Origin of the sequence: Mucilaginibacter pineti (assembly GCF_900101875.1) — a bacterium.
GTDB lineage: Bacteria > Bacteroidota > Bacteroidia > Sphingobacteriales > Sphingobacteriaceae > Mucilaginibacter > Mucilaginibacter pineti.
The window spans coordinates 824,952-847,501 of sequence record NZ_FNAI01000001.1 but is presented as its reverse complement, the minus strand read 5'-3'; the positions used below and the strand labels follow the sequence as shown (position 1 = coordinate 847,501).

Annotated in this window: 15 protein-coding genes; 6 read left to right on the top strand and 9 right to left on the bottom strand. The window is 42.5% G+C overall.

Annotated elements, in window-relative coordinates; genetic code table 11:
- Window positions 1-141: 141 nt before the first annotated feature.
- The 3 genes from BLS59_RS03410 to BLS59_RS03400 are packed head-to-tail and all read right to left on the bottom strand — an operon-like array spanning window position 142 to window position 2,335.
- Complete coding sequence (locus BLS59_RS03410; protein WP_091144310.1) at window positions 142-1,065, bottom strand: sterol desaturase family protein; 924 nt, start codon at window positions 1,063-1,065, stop codon at window positions 142-144.
- Window position 1,066: 1 nt separating this feature from the next.
- Entirely contained in the window at window positions 1,067-2,125 is a 1,059-nt protein-coding gene (gene aroB / locus BLS59_RS03405) for a 3-dehydroquinate synthase (RefSeq protein ID WP_091144306.1), read from the bottom strand.
- A 3-nt stretch (window positions 2,126-2,128) separates the two neighbouring features.
- Window positions 2,129-2,335, bottom strand: coding sequence for an RNA-binding S4 domain-containing protein (locus BLS59_RS03400; RefSeq protein WP_091144303.1), 207 nt, complete (start codon window positions 2,333-2,335; stop codon window positions 2,129-2,131).
- Between the two features lie 58 nt (window positions 2,336-2,393).
- Here BLS59_RS03400 and BLS59_RS03395 point away from each other — a divergent pair, with 58 nt between their 5' ends.
- Together BLS59_RS03395 and BLS59_RS03390 are read left to right on the top strand one after the other, a co-directional pair.
- Entirely contained in the window at window positions 2,394-3,602 is a 1,209-nt protein-coding gene (locus tag BLS59_RS03395) for a proline dehydrogenase family protein (RefSeq protein WP_091144299.1), read from the top strand.
- Between the two features lie 122 nt (window positions 3,603-3,724).
- Window positions 3,725-6,004: a GH92 family glycosyl hydrolase gene (locus BLS59_RS03390; RefSeq protein ID WP_091144295.1), complete on the top strand. Its 2,280-nt coding sequence runs from the start codon at window positions 3,725-3,727 to the stop codon at window positions 6,002-6,004.
- Window positions 6,005-6,150: 146 nt separating this feature from the next.
- Here the strand turns inward: BLS59_RS03390 and BLS59_RS03385 are convergent, their stop codons facing one another.
- Window positions 6,151-7,185: a LacI family DNA-binding transcriptional regulator gene (locus BLS59_RS03385; protein ID WP_091144291.1), complete on the bottom strand. Its 1,035-nt coding sequence runs from the start codon at window positions 7,183-7,185 to the stop codon at window positions 6,151-6,153.
- A gap of 224 nt (window positions 7,186-7,409) precedes the next feature.
- Here BLS59_RS03385 and BLS59_RS03380 point away from each other — a divergent pair, with 224 nt between their 5' ends.
- The 3 genes from BLS59_RS03380 (at window position 7,410) to BLS59_RS03370 (ending at window position 13,917) form a co-directional block, all read left to right on the top strand.
- Window positions 7,410-8,291 (top strand): inositol oxygenase family protein, encoded by an 882-nt coding sequence (locus BLS59_RS03380; RefSeq protein ID WP_091144287.1) that lies wholly within the window; start codon window positions 7,410-7,412, stop codon window positions 8,289-8,291.
- A 125-nt stretch (window positions 8,292-8,416) separates the two neighbouring features.
- Window positions 8,417-10,108, top strand: coding sequence for a sodium:solute symporter family transporter (locus BLS59_RS03375; protein WP_091144282.1), 1,692 nt, complete (start codon window positions 8,417-8,419; stop codon window positions 10,106-10,108).
- A gap of 227 nt (window positions 10,109-10,335) precedes the next feature.
- Window positions 10,336-13,917: a peptidase M16 family protein gene (locus BLS59_RS03370; RefSeq protein WP_091144280.1), complete on the top strand. Its 3,582-nt coding sequence runs from the start codon at window positions 10,336-10,338 to the stop codon at window positions 13,915-13,917.
- 87 nt (window positions 13,918-14,004) lie between these two features.
- On the opposite strand, the gene BLS59_RS03365 is transcribed toward BLS59_RS03370, so the two are convergent.
- From BLS59_RS03365 to BLS59_RS03355, 3 genes are all read right to left on the bottom strand, one after another.
- On the bottom strand, window positions 14,005-14,325 hold the full coding sequence (locus tag BLS59_RS03365; RefSeq protein ID WP_091144277.1) for a hypothetical protein: 321 nt from the start codon (window positions 14,323-14,325) through the stop codon (window positions 14,005-14,007).
- Window positions 14,326-14,568: 243 nt separating this feature from the next.
- The gene (gene xth, locus BLS59_RS03360) at window positions 14,569-15,339 is read right to left on the bottom strand and encodes an exodeoxyribonuclease III (protein ID WP_091144273.1); all 771 of its coding nucleotides are present in this window, start codon (window positions 15,337-15,339) and stop codon (window positions 14,569-14,571) included.
- A 61-nt stretch (window positions 15,340-15,400) separates the two neighbouring features.
- Window positions 15,401-16,621, bottom strand: a complete 1,221-nt coding sequence (locus BLS59_RS03355) for a PQQ-dependent sugar dehydrogenase (protein WP_240315138.1) — start codon at window positions 16,619-16,621, stop codon at window positions 15,401-15,403.
- 196 nt (window positions 16,622-16,817) lie between these two features.
- Between BLS59_RS03355 and BLS59_RS03350 the strand changes: the two genes are divergently transcribed.
- On the top strand, window positions 16,818-19,610 hold the full coding sequence (locus BLS59_RS03350; protein ID WP_205411167.1) for a glycoside hydrolase family 2 protein: 2,793 nt from the start codon (window positions 16,818-16,820) through the stop codon (window positions 19,608-19,610).
- Between the two features lie 44 nt (window positions 19,611-19,654).
- On the opposite strand, the gene BLS59_RS03345 is transcribed toward BLS59_RS03350, so the two are convergent.
- Together BLS59_RS03345 and BLS59_RS03340 are read right to left on the bottom strand one after the other, a co-directional pair.
- Window positions 19,655-21,223: a hypothetical protein gene (locus BLS59_RS03345; RefSeq protein WP_091144270.1), complete on the bottom strand. Its 1,569-nt coding sequence runs from the start codon at window positions 21,221-21,223 to the stop codon at window positions 19,655-19,657.
- Entirely contained in the window at window positions 21,210-22,550 is a 1,341-nt protein-coding gene (locus BLS59_RS03340; protein WP_091144266.1) for a hypothetical protein, read from the bottom strand. Before BLS59_RS03340 ends, BLS59_RS03345 begins: the two co-directional genes overlap by 14 nt.

Sequence of the window (22,550 nt, the reverse complement as noted above, 5' to 3'; positions counted from 1 at the left end):
TGTCAATAGATAATTTTATTTTTTGTGAAATAAAATACCTTAACCAAATTTAATTTGCCAAAAAGAAGGTTTGGCATCTTTTATTCTTAAAAACGAAGGGCATTTTATATTTACGATACTTTATATTAATATCAGCCTAAATCAGGCCGAATGTTTTTGCTCAGACAGCGGGGTAATGTGCTGTATTTCATACTCACGTTGCATTGCCCGGGCCGTTTGTGTGCTGCCATCATGGCTCCATCCCGGTGGGTTAAACAGGTAGCCTAATTTATTCCTAAAGCCGGGCGCGCGTTTTACATCATGGATAAGTGCTTTCCACTCGTGAAAAAGAATATTTACCGGTCCCATGTTTTCGGGTTGTTTGGTGATACCGTATTTAACAGGCTCGGGCAAATCCTCGTCCCTGAAGGTATTGAACAGCCGGTCCCAAATAATTAGTACCATCCCCATGTTTTTATCAAGGTAGGGGATGTTGGATGCATGGTGTACCCTGTGATGAGCAGGGGTTACAAAGATCCATCCGTACCATTTTGGCAAAGGAATTTTATATTGGGTATGTACCAGGTTGCCGTAAAACTGGGTCACGAGGTAAGCGTATAAAATGTCTAATGCGTTAAAACCCATAAATGCCAGCGGCAAATAAAAGAATGTGCGGTATAAAGGCTCAAAAACCGTTGAACGGAAACCCGTAGTGAAATTGAAATTCTCTGAAGAATGGTGAGTTACGTGCATGGCCCAAAACACACGGCAATAATGCCCGGTATAATGTAAAACCCAGTATAAAAAATCTTGCGCTACAACCAGTATAAACCAATACAACCAAACATTGTGTATTTGAAAAAGCCTGAATTTATAGGCAAAATTCAGTATCAGGAACGTACCGCCCTTAACTATAAGGTTGGTGACCACTGCAAGCGAAGTGAGGTAGATATTGGTAAGCGTATCGCGGGTTTTGTAGTAATGACGATCTTCCCAGTAGCTTAAACCCATTTCAAGCAGGGTTAAAGCCACCAGTAAGCAAAGGATCACTACAGCACTTATTTCACTTTTATCTAACCCGTGCATTTTACAAATTAATGTAATACAACAAACTTTCGCAAAGTTCGGCTTCTGTACAGATATTATCAATATTGCATTGGCCGATATGCGTTAGCAAGGTGCAATTTATTTTACCACCCTGGTTCTTTTTGTCTTTTAACATATGCGCCAGCAGCGTATCAAAAGACGATTCTTGAATGGTATAACGCGGATAAAGATCACTTAGTACCTTCACTATCTCGTTCAGTTCATCCAAACTTAATCCGGTTTTTTTGTGGGCCAGGTACGATTCGCAGATCATACCGATGGCGATGGCTTCGCCGTGTGATAATGGATCAGCATCGTTGATCAGCGAGTTGGTTTCTACAGCGTGACCGATAGTATGTCCAAAATTCAGTGCCTTACGGATGCCTTTTTCATGCGGGTCTTCGATCGTTATCTTATTCTTGATTTGGACCGAGCGATGAACCAGTTCGGCGGAAGGATTTTTAAGGTCACTCGTTTTAAGTTCGGCCCAATAAGCGGCATCCTGGATAAGCCCATGTTTCAGCATTTCGGCCAAACCAGAAAGTATTTGCCTTGCGGGCAGGGTTTTTAAAAAATCGTAATGAATAAATACCGCCTTTGGCTGTGTAAAAGTACCTATGATGTTTTTTATACTGTCGATATCTATACCGGTTTTACCACCAACAGATGCATCAACCTGTGATAGCAGGGTAGTGGGTACATGTACAAAATCAATCCCACGTTTAAAGGTAGATGCTGCAAAGCCACCCAGGTCACTGATAACGCCACCACCCAAATTGATGAGCAGACTTTTACGATCGGCACCAAAATCTATTAACATTTTCCAAACGCCTATGCAAAAATCAATATCCTTGCTTTCTTCGCCAGCAGTAATTTCTATAAGGTCATAACCTTCTTCGCTGCCAATTTTGCTTTTTAAAAGTGGTAAACAATGTATGCCCGTGTTTTCATCTGTTAAAATGAAAAAGCGCGAATAGCCGCCTTTGTTAACAAAGTTAACCAGCTCATCAATGCTATTATCAAAATAAATGGGGTAATTATCGCTCTGAATAGTGTCCATAATTTAAATTACCATGATTTTATTTCCTCTGAATTCAACAACGTCGCCGCGTTTAACTTTAAGGCGTTTACGGTAATCAACCTGTCCGTTATAGGTCACTTCTCCCTCACTTACAACTATTTGCGCCTCGCCGCCGGTTGCTACCAAATGAGCCGCTTTGAGGAGCTGAATCATTGGTATATATTCGCCTGTTAATTTAAATTCAATCATGGAGGGGCAAAAATAAACTATTCATGGAATAATGAGTTATCATTTTATAATTTTGCACATGCTTTCTAACGAAACCACCAACAGTTCCAAACACGCTAAGCCCTCTTTTGAGAATACAGAAATCGCTTTTCGTCACTCTTCCAATGCCGATCTTAACCGGGCTTACTGGTTATTCAGGATCATTAATGTTAACTTTTTAGTAAAGATAGGCCCGCCGGTCACCAACTTTGCAATTAAAATAGGTTTACCTATAAAAAGTATCATTAAGGCCACCATTTTCAAGCATTTTTGCGGTGGCGAAACCATTGCCGAGTGTGATAACACCATCAAAAATCTTTACAGCGGTGGTGTAGGTACCATATTAGATTACTCTATTGAAGGCGAGGATGATGAGGCGGTGTTTGATAACACCCGTGATGAAATTATCCGTACAATAGTTCGCGGCTCAAAAGATCCTGCCGTGCCTATTACGGTATTTAAAATAACAGGTGTTGGTCGGTTTGCTTTGTTGGAGAAGCTGGATGCCCGCCTGCCGCTTACGCCCGAGGAAGAACAGGAATGGCAAAGGGTACAAAGCCGTGTACTGGCCATTTGTGAAAAAGCGCATTCCAGCAATGTACCTGTGATGATTGATGCCGAAGAAAGCTGGATCCAGGAAACTATCGACCTGCTGGCTCTCACCATGATGACCCAGTTTAACACCAAAAAGGTTATCGTTTACAACACCTATCAAATGTACAGGCATGATAAACTGGCATCGATATTAAATGACCACGAGATTGCCATAAGCGAAGGCTTTATATTAGGTGCCAAGATTGTTCGCGGCGCTTATATGGAAAAAGAGCGTAAGCGTGCACAGGAAATGGGCTATCCATCGCCAATTCAGCCTGATAAAAAGTCAACAGATTTGGATTATGATTCGGCGTTGGATTATTGCACCAGCAATATTGATAAAATAGCCTTTATAGCCGGTACGCATAACGAAGAAAGCTGCCGTTTACTGGCCGAGCTTTTGGATGCCAAACAAATAGACCATAAAAACCCGCATGTGTATTTTTCGCAGCTGTTGGGTATGAGCGATAACCTGAGCTTTAACCTTGCCGATGCGCAGTACAACGTTGCAAAATATGTGCCTTATGGCCCAATTAAAGCCGTATTGCCATACCTTTTCCGTCGTGCGCAGGAAAATACAGCTATAGCTGGGCAAATGAGCCGAGAGTTGGGCCTTATTGTTAAGGAGCGGAAAAGACGTTCGGGCCTGCGTTAACAGGTAAACGTTTAAGTAAATAAATGGTGGGTTTTTGATTGATTTATAGTTTAAAATAAGAGATTTGTTTATGCCCGCAATTACGGGTTGTAACCAATTATTTCTACCTACTTCTAACCTGTATGAAAATTCAGCGCGCTATTTACCTGTCGGCTTTATTTGCTTTTTTGCATAATTCCGGCAACGCCCAAACAAAAAGTTCAAGCCCTCACCGCGATGAGGTTGATTTTGTTAACCCCTTGATTGGTACTGCTGCAACCGGTTTTGCAAAAGGGTTGGATGGCGGAGGTACCATGCCCTGCGTAAATGTACCCTTTGCCATGACCAATTTTGTTGCTCAAACCGGCGAGAACAAAATGAGCCGCATGACCTATCAATACGAAGATAAAGCGGTTATCGGGCTCATGGCATCGCACCAGCCCACGGTTTGGATGGGCGATTATGGTTATGTATCTGTAATGCCGCAAATTGGTAAACTGCGCGTGTTACCCAAAGAACGTGTATTGGCATTTGACCATAAGGACGAAATTGCCAAACCTTACTACTATTCCGTTAAACTAAAGGCCGATAAAAATACCAGGATAAAAGCTGAAATAGCAGGTGCCAATACCTGCGGTATGTTCCGCTTTACTTTCCCGGCCGCTAAAGAAGCGCACCTCATTATCCAGGGCATCAACCTTAACCCCGAACTTACGGATTGGGCTAACGATTTTAATGCCCGGATAAAAACTTTAAAAGGCTACGTACATGTTGATACAATTAATAACGAAATAACCGGTTACAATCCCGACAGGCAATCGGCGCAGATCGGTCCGCAATTGAAAAACTTTAAGGGTTATTTCATTATCAAGTTCGATAAGCAGATCCGCAAGTACGGTACCTGGGATAATAAGGTTATCAATAAAGGCAGCAAAGACCAGTATGGTACCCGCATGGGAGCCTTTATCTCGTTCAAAACCCTTAAAAACACCGAGATCAAGGTTGTGGTGGCTACCTCGTTTATCAGCATTGACCAGGCGCGCGCTAACCTAAAAAGAGAAATACCCGATTGGGATTTTGATAAAATAGTTAAAGATACCCACAACGAGTGGCAGCAGCAGCTTAGTGTGATAAAAGTGAAGAACATCACCAACGAGCAAAAAACTATTTTTTATACCGCCTTGTTCCACACACTGTTATTCCCGCGCCAGTTTTCTGAATATGGTAAATACTACAGCGCTTTTGACGATAAGGTGCATAAAGGCATCTCTTACAATGATTACTCGCTATGGGATACTTTCCGTGCCTTGCATCCCTTGCTTATCCTTACTCAGCCGCAACGGGTAAATGGTATGGTGCAATCCATGCTGCAAATGTACCAGGAGGGCGGCTGGCTGCCGATGTGGCCTAATCCAACCGAAACAAATATTATGATAGGCACCCATGCCGATGCCGTTATAGCCGATGCCTATGTTAAAGGTTTCCGCGGTTTTGATGCCGATCTGGCTTATGAAGCCCTGCATAAAGATTCATATACCCCACCAGATGGTGATAAAGACAAAAAATGGGGCGACCGCGACCTGTGGACAAGCGCCGAAGTGCGTGGTGGCCTAAGTTATTACCATAAATTAGGCTACGTGCCGGCCGATAAAACCAAGGAATCTGTTTCGCGCACTATTGAATATGCTGTTGATGATTATTGTGTAGCCCAAATGGCAAAGGCAATGGGTAAAAACAGTGATTATGATCAATTGATAACCTGGAGCAAAAACTATGGGAACGTTTATAACGCGTCGACCGGTTTTATGGCACCCCGCAGCAGCGATGGCAAATGGTTCTCAAATCCGGATGAAGGTTTTACCGAAGGAACCAAATGGACCTACACCTTTGGCGCCATGCACGATGTGCCGGGCATGATAAAACTAATGGGCGGCGAAAAGGCATTTGCCAACAAGCTAACTGAGAACTTTGACGGCGGTCATTACCGCGCCGATAATGAGCCCGGGCACCATTATATTTACCTGTTCAACTATTGTGGTATGCCCTGGAAAGCGCAGGAATTACTTAGGCAGCACACATCCGCACAAAATTTCAGGAATGCCGCAATTGGTATAAATGGTAATGACGATTGCGGACAAACATCTGCCTGGTACCTGTTTAGCGTAATGGGTTTTTACCCGGTAGGCCCTGCATCCGGTTATTACAGCATCGGCGCGCCGCAATTTCCATATTTTGAACTGAATCTGCAAAAAGGTAAAAAGCTAATTATTAAAGCCACTGATCTATCGGCAAAAAATAAATACGTAAAAGAAGTTACCTTTAACGGCAACGTTATTACCGATAACCTGATAGCACATAAAGATTTGATAAAAGGTGGTGTGCTGGCTTTTAAAATGACAGGTACGCCGCAGAAAGAAAATTAATGCCATCGCTCGGCGGAGCCTACAAGTGTTACTATGGCCACCCACTGACAGTGTTTTGTCAGTAGTGTAAAATATTTAACTTGTTGATTACCAATTGTTAATTAGTGTTCACGAGCGTTCACGGTGTTGTGAACGTGAACACCTGCTCAATTATTCGCTGTAGAGCCCCTCGCTATTAACTGTGAAGGTATTACAATGTGCTCTTTTTCTATCTGGATCTGCTTACCAGCAAAATGTGCGAATAAGAGTTCGGCGGCCTGTTTGCCCATTTCAAATGCCGGCTGAAAAATGGTGGTAAGTGGTGGATTAAGAATAGGGGCGGTGATTTGATTGGTAAAACAGATCACTTTAACATCCTGAGGTATTTTTAGTCCCATTTCAGCACAAGCCATGTAGGTGGTGGTGGCCAGGTGCTCAACCGTGGCCAATATGCCATCGGGTTTATAGGCATTGAGATGTTTTGTCAATTCCGATACATTATCCTCGGTATGATGATTGGATAGGGTAAGTATGCTATGCGCCCGGAGGTTAATATCCCGGTCGGCCACTGCTTTTTTGTAACCATCCTCGCGCGATTGAAATATTGATGGGTAGCCATCAATGGTAACCAATGATATATTCTTGCACCCCTGATCTATCAAATGGCAGGTAGCTACGTAGGCGCTATGCAGGTCATCAGTTTTAATTTGTGCGGCTGGTATATCCTCGCAAATCCTATCGAAAAACACCACTGGGATGCCACCCTCTTGGAGCGCCTTAATATGGCTGGTATCTTTTGTGCCGCTGGCTACGGACATAAGCACCCCATCAACCCTGCCGCCGCTCAGTTCGTTAAACATGTGTACCTCGCGCTCATAGCTTTCGTGGGTGAGGTAAATGAGCGCATGATAGTTATGCTTGGTGATGATGCTTTCTATGCCGTTAATAGCCTGACTAAAAAAGCTGTCGGCAATTTCGGGCAGTACAATGGCTAAGGTATTGCTTTGGCGTTTTCTGAGGCTGCTGGCAAAGTGGTTGGGTACGTAGTTTAGCTGGGCGGCTGTATCCAGCACACGCTGTTTGGTTTCGTAACTTATTTCATGACTATCGCTTAATGCTTTGGAAATTGTAGCGGTAGATAAATTCAACACTTTTGCCAGTGTTTTCATATTTACTTTCCCGTTGTTGTTTTCGTTAGTCATTGGTTTTGTTCAGCAGATGAGACTGCCAATATAATAAAATACCATTCCGTTTTTCAAAAATACCGTATCTGAGTAAATCTTGTATCTCAACAAAATCATGTAAACGATTAAGTAAATAAATACACCCGTTTTTACAAATTTGCTATTTAAAGTAATGAGATTTGTATAAGTCGCAACCTGTAAGCGGCTGTTAACCAATTGTATTTCATTTTAATAATAGTGTCATGAGTAAGATAATAACAGCGCAGGGGCAAGGTCCGTTAAATTCAATTGATGATTGGGAAGATGACCTGTTGGTTCGCTACCCCGATGCTGAAGCTATAGCCACAGGCAGGGATACTGAGGCTTACCGTAATTACGAAGCCACGTTAAAAGATACCGTTCGCGAGTTTTACCGTCTGCAGCATATTAACCAAACCTATGATTTTGTGCTGGAGAAAAAGGCCGACTATTTAAAGTTCGACAAAAAAGAAATGACCGTTTGGGAGGCCTTCGATTTCCTGAACCAATTGATTGATGACTCCGACCCCGATACCGATCTCGACCAACTGCAACACCTGCTGCAAACATCAGAGGCTATCCGTGCCGACGGCCGTCCCGATTGGATGGTATTAACCGGCCTTTTCCATGACCTGGGTAAAGTGCTTTGCCTTTTTGGCGAGCCGCAATGGGCTGTTGTTGGCGATAGCTACCCGGTTGGTTGCGCTTTTTCTGATAAAATAGTTTTTTCGGAATATTTTGAAGGAAACAAAGATCACCACGATCCGCGCTTCAACACCAAATACGGTGTTTATGAACCCAATTGCGGTTTAGATAATGTACACATGACCTGGGGACATGATGAGTACATTTACCATATCATGAAACCTTACCTGCCCGAGCCAGCTTTGTATATGCTGCGTTACCATTCCTTTTATCCTCAGCATCGCGAGAACGCCTACAGCCATCTCATGACCTCGCACGATCACCAGTTGTTTAAAGCCGTAGCGCAGTTTAATCCGTATGATTTATACTCAAAAAGCCCTTTAACACCAAACTGGAAAGAATTGCGCCCGTATTATGAAGATCTGGTAGCTAAATACCTGCCATCTACGTTAAAATTTTAAGCGTTTTTCAAGCGGAGTATATTATTTAAGCACGGCAATTGCCATTTAATTTTATTTCATAGATTTAAAAACTTAACGGCTCTGTAATTTTATGGCCTAAATTTCTTATTGCTAATACAATACAAATGCTCAAACACATTTCTCCAGCCGATCTTCTGGTATTTTTTGCTTATTTCATAATTGTAGCGGTTTACGGCTACTCGGTTTATCGCCGTAAAAAAAACGAAACCAATTCCAGTTCACATAGCTTTTTCCTGGCCGAAGGTTCGCTTACCTGGTGGGCTATAGGCGCATCTATCATCGCGTCAAATATCTCGGCCGAGCAATTTATCGGTATGAGCGGCGATGGTTTTTTTGCCGGTATTGCCGTAGCAGTTTACGAATGGGTAGGGGCGGCCGCGCTTATTTTGGTGGCGGTATTTTTTATGCCGGTTTATATTAAAAATAAAATTTTTACCATGCCGCAATTCCTGCAAAATAGGTACAATAGCGGTGTAGCCCTGGTAATGTCAATCTTTTGGTTGTTGTTGTATGTGTTCATCAACCTCACAGCCATTTTATACCTCGGCGCTTTGGCTATTAACGGCTTACTTGGCGGCGAATACTTCCACCAGATCATGATAGGCCTGGCCATATTTGGTGTAATTATAGCTTTAGGCGGGATGCAGGTAGTAGGTTATACCGATGTTATACAGGTAGGCGTACTTATAGTTGGCGGCTTGGCTATTACCTATTTATCCCTTACGATAGTAAGCGAAAAATTTGGTTTGGGTACCAATGCCTTAACCGGGTTTAATCTTCTGCTTAAAGATGCGCCCGATCATTTCCACCTCATATTTAAAAAGCCTGTTCATGGCTCATCTATAGAAACGGTAAGTAAGTACCTGATCCTGCCGGGCTTTGCCATGTATGCGGGTGGACAATGGATCAGTAACATGAACTATTGGGGCTGCAACCAATATATTACCCAACGTGCCTTGGGAGCTAATTTGCATACCGCCCGTACAGGCATCCTTTTTGCCAGCTTGCTTAAAATTTTAATGCCGGTAATAGTAATGCTGCCCGGTATTGTGGCTTTTGTGCTATACAAGCACGGCCATTTACCACAACTAACCAACGGGAGCAAAGATGGTGCTTACTCGGCCATATTGTCGTTTTTACCTACAGGACTTAAGGGCTTATCGTTAGCGGTTTTAACCGCGGCTATAGTGGCTTCGCTGGCAGGTAAAGTAAATAGTATAGCTACAATTTTCACTTTAGATATTTATAAAAAATATATAAAACCCGAAGCCACCGAAATTAAAATGGTTTGGATTGGCCGTGCTGCAATTATTTGCAGTTTGCTCATAGCCGTTGCCTTTACCTGGAATGATGTGCTGGGTATCAGTGGCGAAGGTGGCTATACCTTTGTGCAAAAATATTCGAGCTTTGTAAGTCCGGGTGTGTTTGCTACCTTCCTGTTGGGGATGTTTTGGAAGCGAACTACAGGCACTGCTGCAATTGTGGGTATTTTAACCGGCTTTGTGGCTGCATTGTTTTTCAACCAGTTTGCGGTTAGCATATTTGGGCCCGAAACCTGGCTGTATTCAGCATTTATTAATGCTGGCGGTAAGTATGAGATCCCGTTCTTTATTTCTCTGAGCTGGTCATTCCTGATCACGTTTTTGGTGATGATAGCTGTTAGTTTGGCCGGGCCAATGATCAACCCTAAATCTATAGAGATAGACAAAGGTATGTTTAAACTGAAATATTCGTCGGTTATACTTATAGCAGTTATACTTATTTTCCTATCCGCTATTTACGTTCGTTTCTGGTAAAATATTAAGACTTGGGATTAAGCGATTTGTTTAATTCCAAGTTCTTTACGTACCACCGGCGCTACCTATAATATAAAGTACAATCAGCCACACATCAGCAAATGATAAATCTTTCATCAATTTATATCTTGCTATAAATTTTATATCTTCCATTAAATTATTGGACATTGATGGCGGAAGCTTAAATGACGCGGTGATTTTCGACTGAACTTTTAAACTCACAATAAATGCAACCCAAATCTTCTTTTGTTAAATTGCTGTTTACCTGTTTAATAATAGGTAGTGCATTACAACCCTTATCCGCGCAAAAAAAACAGGAGTCCTTATCAACGCTGACTGCGGGCCAAAAGCTGCACGGTTTTAAAGCGGTAGCTGTTTACCTCAACGATGCCGACCTGCCAATGGGTGCACGATTTGTACATGAAAGTACAGGTTTTACATTCGATCTGTTACAGGTAGAATCGGTTCCGCAAACTTTTATATGGGTTAACACCTTCCCGGTATCCAATAAAGGCGAACCCCATACGCAGGAACACCTATTGATTACCAAAGGAAATAAAGGCCACGCCCTTAATACAAGAGAAGGTATGTCGCTGGCGGCGTCAAACGCATTCACGGCACAGTTGCATACCGTTTATAATTTTAACACAGGTGCAGGTGGTCAGGTTTTTTATACCTTGTTTGAAAAATACATGGACGCGCTGCTATATCCCGATTATACAAACGAAGAAGTAAGCCGCGAGGTACGAAACTGGGGCGTTACCCAAAATCCCGACAAAACATTGCGTTTGGAGGAAAAGGGTTCGGTATACAACGAGATGTCATCTACCATGAATAACCCCTACGCGCTTTTGGGTGATACTTTGGGGCGTTTGCAATATGGTAATAATCATCCCATCTCCTATAATGCTGGTGGGTTGCCTGCGGCGATACGCGAGCTGAATGCTGTTGATATTGCCAAATATCACGCTGCTAATTACTACTTAGGCAATATGGGCGCCATTACTGCATTGCCTAAAAGTATGCCATTGGCGGGTGTTCTTGATCAAATGAACCTGTTGCTAAACAGACTGAATAAAGGAGCTGCTAAACAAGCACGCGTGCCCAATAAGTTACCTCAACCCCAACCGGCAGAAAAAGGAAAGATCGCTATTATTGATTTTCCTTCGGAGAATGCACAGCAGCCCGGTACCATAATGTTATCATTTGCGCCCACGTTAACTTTAAGTACTACCGAACTGTTAAAACTATCTAACTTTTTAGGCGTGTTTGCCGGCGATGCCACCACTAATTTGTATAAGGTATTTGTTGATAGCAAAACCAAGATCCCGGAAATAGATGCCCAGGCTGTATATGCATATGTAGATACTAAACAGGGGTATCCGGTTATGATGGGTGTAGATGGCGTAAGCGCTGCAAACCTCACCCGCGAAAAAGCTATCTTGGTGAGGGAACGTATTATTGCCGAATTAAAAAAGGTAGCTGCCTACAAAGATCATTCGCCCGAGTTGTTAAAATTTAACGAGCGGTTTGAAAGCAGCTTGCAAAGCTCTGAAAGAAGTACGGCCAAATTTGTTAACAGTCCGCCAAAGTTTGGTTTCAGAAATACAGGCGATGGCTGGTACGATCAGTTGCAGTTAATGGCGGGCATTCCTGATTTTAAAAAGTCGGTTACCTTTAAACCGCAGATGAAGGCTTTAAGGCAGCAGTTGGCAACAGGTACCAATATCTGGAAGCCGCTTTTAGCAAAGTTTGATCTGGATAATGCCCAGCCATATATTGTTATGACCAAAGCCAATCCCGCTATGGTTGCACAATCTGAAGTGGAGCGTAAAGCAAGGGCAGCGCAGGAGGTAAGCCGTTTAAAAAACTTGTACCATATTGATACCGATCAGGGCGCAATTTTAAGGTATAAGGCGGTATATGATTCCAATACGGTAGTGCTGGAGAAACTGGAACAGGCACACCAGGTTAAATTTATTGATAATCCGCCGCTTACGTTAGATGATCAGTTGCAATTTAAGCAGCAAGTGTTGCCCGGTAACGTACCAATGGTAGCATCCGTATTTAATAACATGACCAGTGCCACCACAGGTATAGCGCTAAATCTCAACAGCGTGCCGCAAACAAAATTAGTTTATTTGGCCATGCTGCCAGACTTGCTTACGCAAACAGGGATCATTAAGAATGGTAAGGCGATATCCTACGAGGATATGCTATTGCAAGAGCAACGCCAGATCCTAAGCCTGTACAGCCAATATAGTACCAACAGCACCACCGGTAGGGCCGAGTTGCTTGTGCAGGGAGCCGGTAATAACCAGGCTGAGGCACTGAAAGCTATCGAGTGGATAAATGATGTGCTGCAGCATCCTAACTGGACGGTAGCCAACCTGCCGCGAATCCGTGATCTGGTTGACCAGGAACTATCCGGCATCAGGAAAACGATGCAAGGCGCAGAAGAAGGTTGGGTGACAGACCCTGGAGCTGCATACCTGGCGCAGGGCCAGCCTTTGCAATTGGCAACTTCATCTTTCTTAACCCGGGCCTTCAATATATTCAGGCTTAAATGGTTGTTGAAAGATGCCGGTGACGATGCAAACAGCAAAGCAATCAGTACTTATTTAACTTCGCTTTCAGGTGCGGCGACGGACAGACAGCAGCTGAAAAAATTGCTGGCGGTATTAAAATCAGATGCAAACATAAACACAGATTCGGCAGGTGTTAATAAAAAATATGCCGAAGCCTTTGTGAAATTACCCGCCGCAGCAAAAGCGCTTGCAAAAGATGCAGCTACCGACCTGGAACAAATGCTGAACGATATTCCGGATAATTCATTGGATATGGATTGGAAAATGCTTTGCACAACCATTAACAGCGATTTGGCCCAAAAGCCTGAAACCACCTTGAATGATTTAAATGATCTGCGTAAAAGCCTGTTGAAAAATACGCAGACCCGGTTGTTCGTAATAGGTTCAGCGGCTACAGAGCAAAGGCTTACTATCGATCTCACTAAAATGCTTGTTGGCTTTAGCAAAGAACCTGCGGCGCGACCAAATATTACTACCGGTAAATTGATAGATGAACGCGTAAAGGGCCGCTTGCATACCACAGAAACGCCTGTATTTGTCGGCCTTATTAATCCCGATTCGCACACTGGGGTATTTATTAATTCGGCGCCGCTTAGCAATTATTCCGATCTATCGAGAGAAAGCCTGCTGAAATTCCTGGCTGCGGAATTATACGGTGGTGCGGGTAAGCAGAGTGTGTACACCAAAACAACCGGGGCTGGCTTGTCATACAGTACGGGCGTAAGTGCATCTGCGGGTAGCGGCAGGTTCAGGTATTATGCCGAAAGAACCCCCGAGCTGCCGCAAACCCTAAGATTTGTTATCGACGAGATCAAAAAATCGCCGGTGGATTCCAGCATGACCGATTATGTGGTGTCGCTGGCTGTCGGCCGTTTCCGCTCTGCGGATGATTACGAGAACAGGGGCGAGGCTATGGCTGCCGATTTGGTAGACGGCATGACTCCCGACCTCATCAAGCAATTCAGATTGGCTATTTTAAAGCTCCGTAAAGAACCCGGTTTAGTAACCGAAATTTACAAACGGAAAGACCAGGTTTACGAAACCATATTACCGGGTTATGGAAAACCATCAAAAGATGTAGCAGGTGGCAGCTTTTTTGTAATAGGCCCAGAAAAGCAAATGGTTGCCTACGAAGCCTATTTGAAATCCGTCAATGGTGCCGATACAAAGTTATTCAGGTTGTATCCGAGAGATTTTTGGATGGTACCATCTAACCAATAACTATTAAAGCCCATGAAAAAGATAGCTGTTTTAGTTGTCTTTTCATGGGCTTTATCTTGCAAACACTCATTCAGCAAGCAAAGGATATTATAATGTTCGTAGTGCGCTATAAGCTACAAGATATTGTGAGGTGCCTTTTATCGCGATATTCTTTTCTTCAAAGGGTAAGTCCTTGTTATCAGTATGGGTTAATTTTGACTTTACCAATTCCTCCATTACAGGAATGATCTCCGGAGCTATTAAGGCAGATATAGTGGGATAATATTTCTTTTCCAGTTTTTCCTTTTCTTTTTCAGAAACAAGGTTTATCTCCCAAAGTTCCTCCTTGCCGAAGCCGTATTCACTGGCGCAATTGTTTAGTTCGTATACAAAGTCGCGGGCCTGCACTTCTGCTGATTTTTCGGCCATGTTATTTGCCTTTTTTATTAGTAGAGATAGGTTCTGGTTTGGCCGGTCCGCCTTTGCCAGATTGGTAATCGGATGGTCCCTTTTTCCCTACAGGGTTGGGTAACGGTTTTTTCTTGCTCATGATTTCTTAAATAAGAACGTATTTTTTTAAAGTTAATCATTAATAAATGCCTAAACGATTAACGATCCGTTATTATCCGACGCTAAAATAGCAAGTCAAATCAGTAGCAATCCCTTGAGGACTTATTCGCTCAGTTCGATCCAAACGGGGCAATGGTCGCTTGTTTTTTCCCAGCCGCGTACATTGCGGTCGACTCCGGTGGCTAATAGTTTGCCCTCAAGTTGCGGACTTAATAAGAAATGGTCTATACGTAAACCCGCATCCCTGCCATAGGCATTGCGGAAATAATCATAAAACGTGTAAATTTTTTCGTTTGGATGCAGCTTGCGTATAGCGTCTGTCCAGCCCTGTTCCACAAGCGTTTTAAAAGCCTCACGGGTTTCAGGCCGAAAGAGGGCATCTTCAACCCAGCGCTCAGGTTTGTAAACATCCAGTTCGGTTGGCATTACGTTGTAATCACCTGTTAATACTACGGGTAATCCATGCGTAAGCAATTGTGCTGCGTGGAGTTTTAAACGTTCAAACCAGGCCAGTTTGTAATCAAATTTAGGGCCGGGGGCGGGGTTACCATTTGGGAGATAAAGACAGCCGATCACAATATCGTTTACCAATGCTTCAATATAACGGCTATGGCTATCGTCAGGATCGCCGGGCAAGCCTCGTCTTAATTCTTTTATTTCGCCCCGGGCAAGTATCGCCACACCATTCCAGCTTTTTTGGCCATGCCATATAGCATTGTAGCCAGCGTCCTTTATAGCTTGTTCCGGAAACTTTTCGTCGGGTGCTTTCAATTCCTGTAAACAGGCTACATCGGGTTGGGTTTCTTGCAGCCAACGGAGTAACACCGGCAACCTGCCGTTCACTCCGTTGACATTATAGGTGGCTATTTTCATGGTCAGATAAATGCGTTTATCCGCAAATTACCTATTTTTCTAATCCCGGATATTACCTTTTTTAATTTTTGATGATCTTATACAAACCACCCTTTGTATTTCCAGGCCCGGTATCCGGGTTGGTCAATACATAAATCTCGCCCGATTGATCTTCGCCAAAGGCAGTTATCTTTAAGTTCTCCGGGTAGTTTTGAAGCATTACCCTTCCTCTTAACCATTTATCACCCGCTTTTTGCAGGTAAAAGATAGGCCCTGTCCAGTCGGCAAATACGTATTTATGTTTTAGTCCGGCTATTTGCAAGCCATTATAAACATAGCCTCCTGTAACAGATATGCCTATTTTATGGCTATACTCTGTAATGGGCATGGTAATTCCTTTTATAACGCAGCCCGTAGCAGGGTTATAGCAATGTGTGCCTTCCATTAAGCGCCAGCCGTAATTGGCCCCTTTGTTAACAATGTCGACTTCTTCCCAAGTATCTTGCCCAACCTCGCCGGCGAACAGCTGTTTTGATGCGCGGTCAAATGAAAACCTCCAGGGGTTGCGAAAACCATAGGCCCAGATCTCGGGTTTTGCGTTTGCATTGCCTACAAACGGATTACTTTTAGGTACTTTAAAACCGGTTTCGGCATTTACATCAATACGGAGTATTTTGCCAAGCCAGGTATCCAATCGTTGTCCGTTACCGGTTTCGCCATGTTTATCGCCCTGGCCACCACCATCACCAAATGAAACGTATAAATAACCATCCGGGCCAAATTGAATACATCCACCGTTATGGTTTGATTCCGGCTCTTCGATAGTTAATACGATCCGGGCGCTGTTTGGATCGGCCTGATCTGAATTAGGCAGCAGCTTATATTCGGCCAGTACACCCGTATGATCTGATTTTGGAACGTTCGACGGCGTACTATAAAACACATAAAACTTTCTGTTAACGCTGAATTTAGGATGCAGTGCTATCCCCAGTAAACCGCGTTCGTCATAACTATCGCTCATTTTAACAAGCTTGCTATGTAAATCAAGTAGGCTGGCATCACTTAGCTTTCCGTTTTTTATCAGGCGTATCTTTCCGGTTTGTTCAGTTACCCAAATGGTACCGTTACCGGGGAAAGCGGCTGCGGTTGGTGCATGTAGGTTTTCGGCAATTTGTTGTGCTTTTAAAGTAATTGGCGCAAGGTCAACAACTTTTTCAACAGGTTTGGTTTGGTGAAATATGTAGGATGGAAACGCGATGGCTGCAACTCCTAAACAGTATAGCATCAGTAGTTTTATTTTCATATAATTGGTTTTTGGTTATTGGAGGTTAATGTTACAAGGTAAGTTTTTGATTTAAAAAACATATTAAATAGCTGTAAATTCAAATAATAAATCGCTAATCTTGAACCGAATATGCCTATTTTAATCAATAAATAAATAACAATAAAGCAAATTTGTACGTCTGTACTAATTATGTAACCGTAAGTGCTAAAACCTCATGAAACAAACCAATCCTTTTATCAAGATCATTTCCTGCATACAATTATTTTTCCTGTTTACGATGGTATTTTGTTTGCCATCCGGTGCCCAGGAAACACAATATAAATATCTGTCAGGTACGGATAAGGATCATACCGTGCAATGGGATTTTTATTGCTCGGAAGGCAGGCAAAGCGGCAAATGGACTAAAATAGCCGTTCCCTCAAACTGGGAGCAGCAAGGCTTTGGTACCTATAATTACGGGCATGATAAAGTAAAGGCAAATGAGCAGGGATTGTATCGTCATGAATTTTTTGCAGAGAGCTGGAAAGGCAAAAAGGTATTTATAGTTTTTGAAGGCTCCATGACCGATACTAAAGTGCTTATCAACGGCAAGCAGGCCGGGCCCATACATCAGGGGAGTTTTTATCGCTTTAAGTATGATATTACCGACCTGCTTAAATACAACGCTCAAAACTTACTGGAAGTTACCGTTGATAAAACGTCGGCAAACGCATCTGTAAATGATGCCGAGCGGAGGAACAGCGACTTCTGGATCTTCGGCGGTATATATAGGCCGGTTTACCTGGAAGTTGTTCCCGATGTATTTATCGACAGGGTAGCTATTAATGCAAAAGCTGATGGCTCGTTTCAAATGGATGTTTACGCATCAAACCTTCGCGGAGATGAAACTGTAGACGCGCAGGTTCAAAAACTAAATGGTGAAAATGTAGGTAAATCATTCTCAGTAGTGGCCAATAACACAAAAGACCATCTTGAGTTGAAAAGTAATTTTAATGACCCTTTGCTGTGGAGTGCGGAGTTCCCGAATTTATACCAGGTTGTTGTTACTATACGGGATAAACAGGCGATCATTCATAGCATCAAGCAGAAGTTCGGTTTCCGCACCGTTGAACTGCGTAAAAATGACGGCTTTTATGTAAACGGTGTTAAAATTATTTTAAAGGGTACTAACCGACATAGTTTTTGGCCGGAAACGGGGCGCACATTAAGTCATAATATACAGTTAATGGATGTTAGTTTGATGAAGCAGATGAATAATAATGCAGTGCGTATGTCACACTATCCGCCCGATCAGGATTTTCTGGCTGTTTGCGATTCACTTGGTTTATACGTACTTGATGAGCTAACCGGCTGGCAGGCTAAATATGATACAGTAGTCGGTCGTAAACTGGTAAAGGAACTGGTTGTGCGCGATGTAAACCATCCCTCAATTATATTTTGGGATAATGGGAATGAAGGTGGCTTTAACAGGGCGCTTGACGGTGATTACGCTTTATATGACCCTCAAAAGCGCACTGTGATTCATCCCTGGGAACGGTTTAACGGGACTAACACACAACACTATCCCGATTATAATGCTATACTAAAGTCAGTTGCTACTGATAACGATGTGTACTTCCCAACTGAGTTTATGCACGGGTTGTATGATGGTGGAGCAGGAGCAGGGCTCGATGATTTTTGGAGCCTGATGGTAAAGCATCCACACGGAGCGGGTGGTTTCATTTGGGCATTTTTAGATGAAGCAGTGATCCGTACCGATAAAAATAACATTTACGACAGCGATGGTAACCACGCACCCGATGGTATTGTTGGTCCGCACCGCGAAAAGGAAGCGAGTTTTTATACGATAAAAGAAATCTGGTCGCCGGTGTACATCAATCCCCAGCCTATTGATAAAACCTTTGACGGTAAGATACAAGTGGAGAACAGGTACAATTTTACCAAACTAAGTCAGTGCAGGTTTAAGTGGCAGTTGGTTAAATTTCCGTCGGCACAAAATAAAAGCACGCAGGCTAACATAATAGCTACGGGCGCTCCTTTACCGCTGGAGCTGGTTCCCGGAGAAAAAGGCTTATTAAATTTACACTTGCCTGCAACATGGGCAAAAAATGATGCACTCTATTTAACCGCTTATGGCCCGCATAACGAAGAGTTGTTTACCTGGAGCTGGGCCATCAAACTACCGGCGACTATTATTAACGTACCAAAAACTTTGCTCGTAAGTCATTTAGCGGGCAATGCTACAGCTAACACGTTGGTTGTTAAATGTGATGGCATAAGTTATTATTTTAATAAGGGTACCGGGTATATTGAAAAAGTAGTTAACCAAAAAAAGGTGATCTCTTTATCGGGAGGCCCGGTACTTGCCGGTGTTGAAGCCCCGTTGAAAAGCTTTACTTATAAAGCGGATGGCGCTAAATATGTGGTAGAGGCCGATTACCAGGGCGATGCATCGTTACATGTAAAATGGACCTTTGTATCTGGGCAGGCAGCTAAACTGGAGTATACTTACCTGCAACCCGGTGAAGCCGATTTTAGGGGCATTACCTTTAATTATCCCGAGGAAAAGATAACAGGTATGAAATGGTTGGGGCGCGGTCCTTACCGGGTTTGGAAGAACCGTTTACGCGGGCAAAAATTCGGTGTATGGTATAAGGCTTATAATAATGCCATTACCGGCGAAACTTACGGCTATCCCGAGTTTAAAGGCTATCATGCCGAAGTTAACTGGGTAATCATTGAAAATAAGGAATTACCATTTACAGTTTATACAAACAATAAAAACATGTACCTGCAAATGTTGCATCCGGCGAGGGAGAAGGACGCATTGAAGGAAAATAATGTTGAGCCAGCGTTCCCGGACGGGAGCATTGGCTTTTTAGATGAGATAAACGCCATTGGCACCAAGTTTCAGCCTGCAAAGGCGATGGGGCCGCAAAGTCAGAAGAATGTGCCTATGAACGCCCCAGTAAAGAGGACTTTGTGGTTTGATTTCAGAGGGAATTAATATCCGGAATATCAATTGGCAATAAAAAAAGTGGTTGGAATATATTATTGGGCCGAATACAATACGTATTTCTTACTCAACATTTGCGCGCTGAACTTTTTGTAGCCAGGGAAGCATTTACGTATTATATTAAATTTTGATCCGATGTAGCTTACAGGTAGCATGATATATAACGGGCCCGCATGCCCCCAATGTGAATAATCATCAGTATTAAGTTCAGGGTCATTGTATTCGTTTGGGTCTAAAATAATGTACCTGTTGTGGTTTATCTCCAGGCCAAGATCAGGACTAATGAATACAAAGATGGCCTTGGTGTTTTTCTTATCCAGATCAATAATATGATTCAATGACTGTTGGTCGGCAAACATTTGAGCCAGACCCGATGTGCCGTGCGCATTTACCGTTCTGTTTTGATGATAGCTTGGAGCAAAATACAGGAAGCTAAAAAAGGCTATTATAATGCAAGTAATAGCAAGGACAATCTTGTAAGTTCGTTTCCAGCGGCTTGCCAGGTAAACAAGCCCGGGAGTTATCAGTAGACCGATAATCCTGAAATGCCTTGCCTCGTAGGATATATCGGCCTGGCGAAAAAAACTGTAACCGAAAAATAATACCGAGATAGCGTAAAAAACTACAACCAACAAAGTGTATTTTTTATTAGGAACAATGCGCACAATATAAACCATTAAAACTATGCTTAACAAAGCAGTTAACAACAATAATATTAATGATGCAGTGGCATTTAAAATAGGTGCATTGTTGTGATACACCAATCCGTTAAAAATATCATCAATTGAAAAACCAGCCAGCAGGGGCGAGGCCAATGGAAAGCTAAAGGTTTCCCAACTAAGCTTTATTCCTAAAGAATTGGAGGCCGGATTGGCCCCTTTTGAAAGATAAAATTTATAGATAGCACCTAGTGATAAGATTGCCGGAATAGCTATCCAGATCCCGTTTTTTATCCATGTCCAAAAGCTTTGGCGGCCTATTGATAATTGCAGCCATAAGTATAAACACCCTGCTCCATACACCCATAAAAACGACGATTTGCAAAAGAAGCCTATCCAGCCAGAAAATAACAGGAATAAAGCCAGCTTCCATCCTGTTTTATCAATACTTGCGCATCCGTATAAAAACCATCCGGCGAAGCCGAAAAGCAAAACCTCGCCGCCATTATAAAAAATGTAAGGCACTACAAAAGCATGTTGGCTTGCAATTATGGCAATGCTTATAGCACTAAGCAATGGCGTAAAGCCAACTTTTTTTAAAAAGGCGTATAAACCAATCAATCCAGATAACGAGCATAATAAAGTGGTAATTGCTGCGGCTTTACCCGTATCGATCCCCAACATCGTTTTGAAAAAATAAGGAATCAAATATTGTCCCGGCGACCACCAGCTCAAAAACTCCGAAGAGTTTTTACTTATATCGGCTGAGTTAGGTTTGGTGGCTATATTAAAACCACCTCCCATTTGCATTTTTTGCAATACCTGAAAACCCCAGGCAGGATCGGGAAATATGGAAGTTGGTGCAACAAATATCAAAATGCCCATTACAATTACCACAAAGCCGATAGCGGCGAGTATCAGGTAATGAACTTTAGTTTTCTGCATGTATGTCTGCTTTTATTATCAATGGCTTGCGATCGTATTTCTCCAATAAAAACAGAATGTCGTTATTATGGATATCATATTGCTGAGAGTTAACCATGTTTTTCTCCTGGTTGTTAAAATGTATTCTATACTTATCTGTTAAAGAAGGATCGAAACCATAATGTTTTAAAAAGAATGAGTTACTTACCGATAGCGCGTCGGAATAAGCAAGGCTAACGAAACCCAATAGCAAGAACATTAATGCATATCCGTATCTGATATATCGGGGTTTAAACATCACTGTGAAATAATAAAATAGCGAATATACCAACACTGGTACAATAGGAGTTAAAAAGCGGGCGTCATAAAAAGGCCAGAGAAAAATCATCATTAAGTAAACCATAAATACCCAAAATGACAGGGTATTAAATAGTTGCAGCTTAATAATAGCCTTATAAAAAATGAGGCACAATAGTATGCCCGCAATAATCAACAGGTAGCCGGCGATAGCCGGGTTTACTATTGATGATAATTTACTGTGAGGTATGTTGATCAATATTTCGCCAAGTTCCTTAAAATGGATTGCAAGGCGCCCAAGTATCGATGCCGGCTGGTGTATCATAAGCCCCAGGTTTAACTGGGCGATGTACGCTACCTTTTTTTCAATAAAGTGAAGGTTGAAAATGAAAGCACCAAAGCCAATAACAATCAATACTAATGGTATAATTAATAGCTTTTTGTTGTTAAGCAGCTTGTATTTATTTGAATAAATTAAATACAGTAACACCCCAATAACAAGTGCTATACCTGCCGTACGCACATACAAACTTAGTAAGGTTACTGCCAATGCGGGAATCATATAAAGCCACTGTTTTTTGAAAGCCTGCGTCCACAAGTAAATGCCTGCTAAAAAGAGTAAGGTGAAAAGCTGATCTGCTATAGGCAGTGTAAATTGCTTTACATTAATGAATGATATCATTACTAAACCTATAAAAATCAGCCTGTTTTCTATTTCTAAAATTATCGTCAGCAGGTAACATGCCAACAGTATAGATGTAATATTTACAAAAGTGATGGTTAAGGGGCCTAATAGTTGAAGCTTGCCTAGCGTTAATAAAAATTGTGGATAGCCATGCGGCAAAAAGTCATGTACTGCATCACTGTTTTTATCGAGGTTGCCAGCGAGGTATTCAACAATTTTAAGATACCTGATGCTATCCGTATTTAACCTCAAGGGGGTTAAAAGGTTAGGCAAAAGCAAAAAAATAACTATGGAGAAAAAGGTAACTTCAAACCGTTTTTTGGAGGTGAAAGTTTGGTGGATATTTGTGGCTTGGGTTGTTGCCAT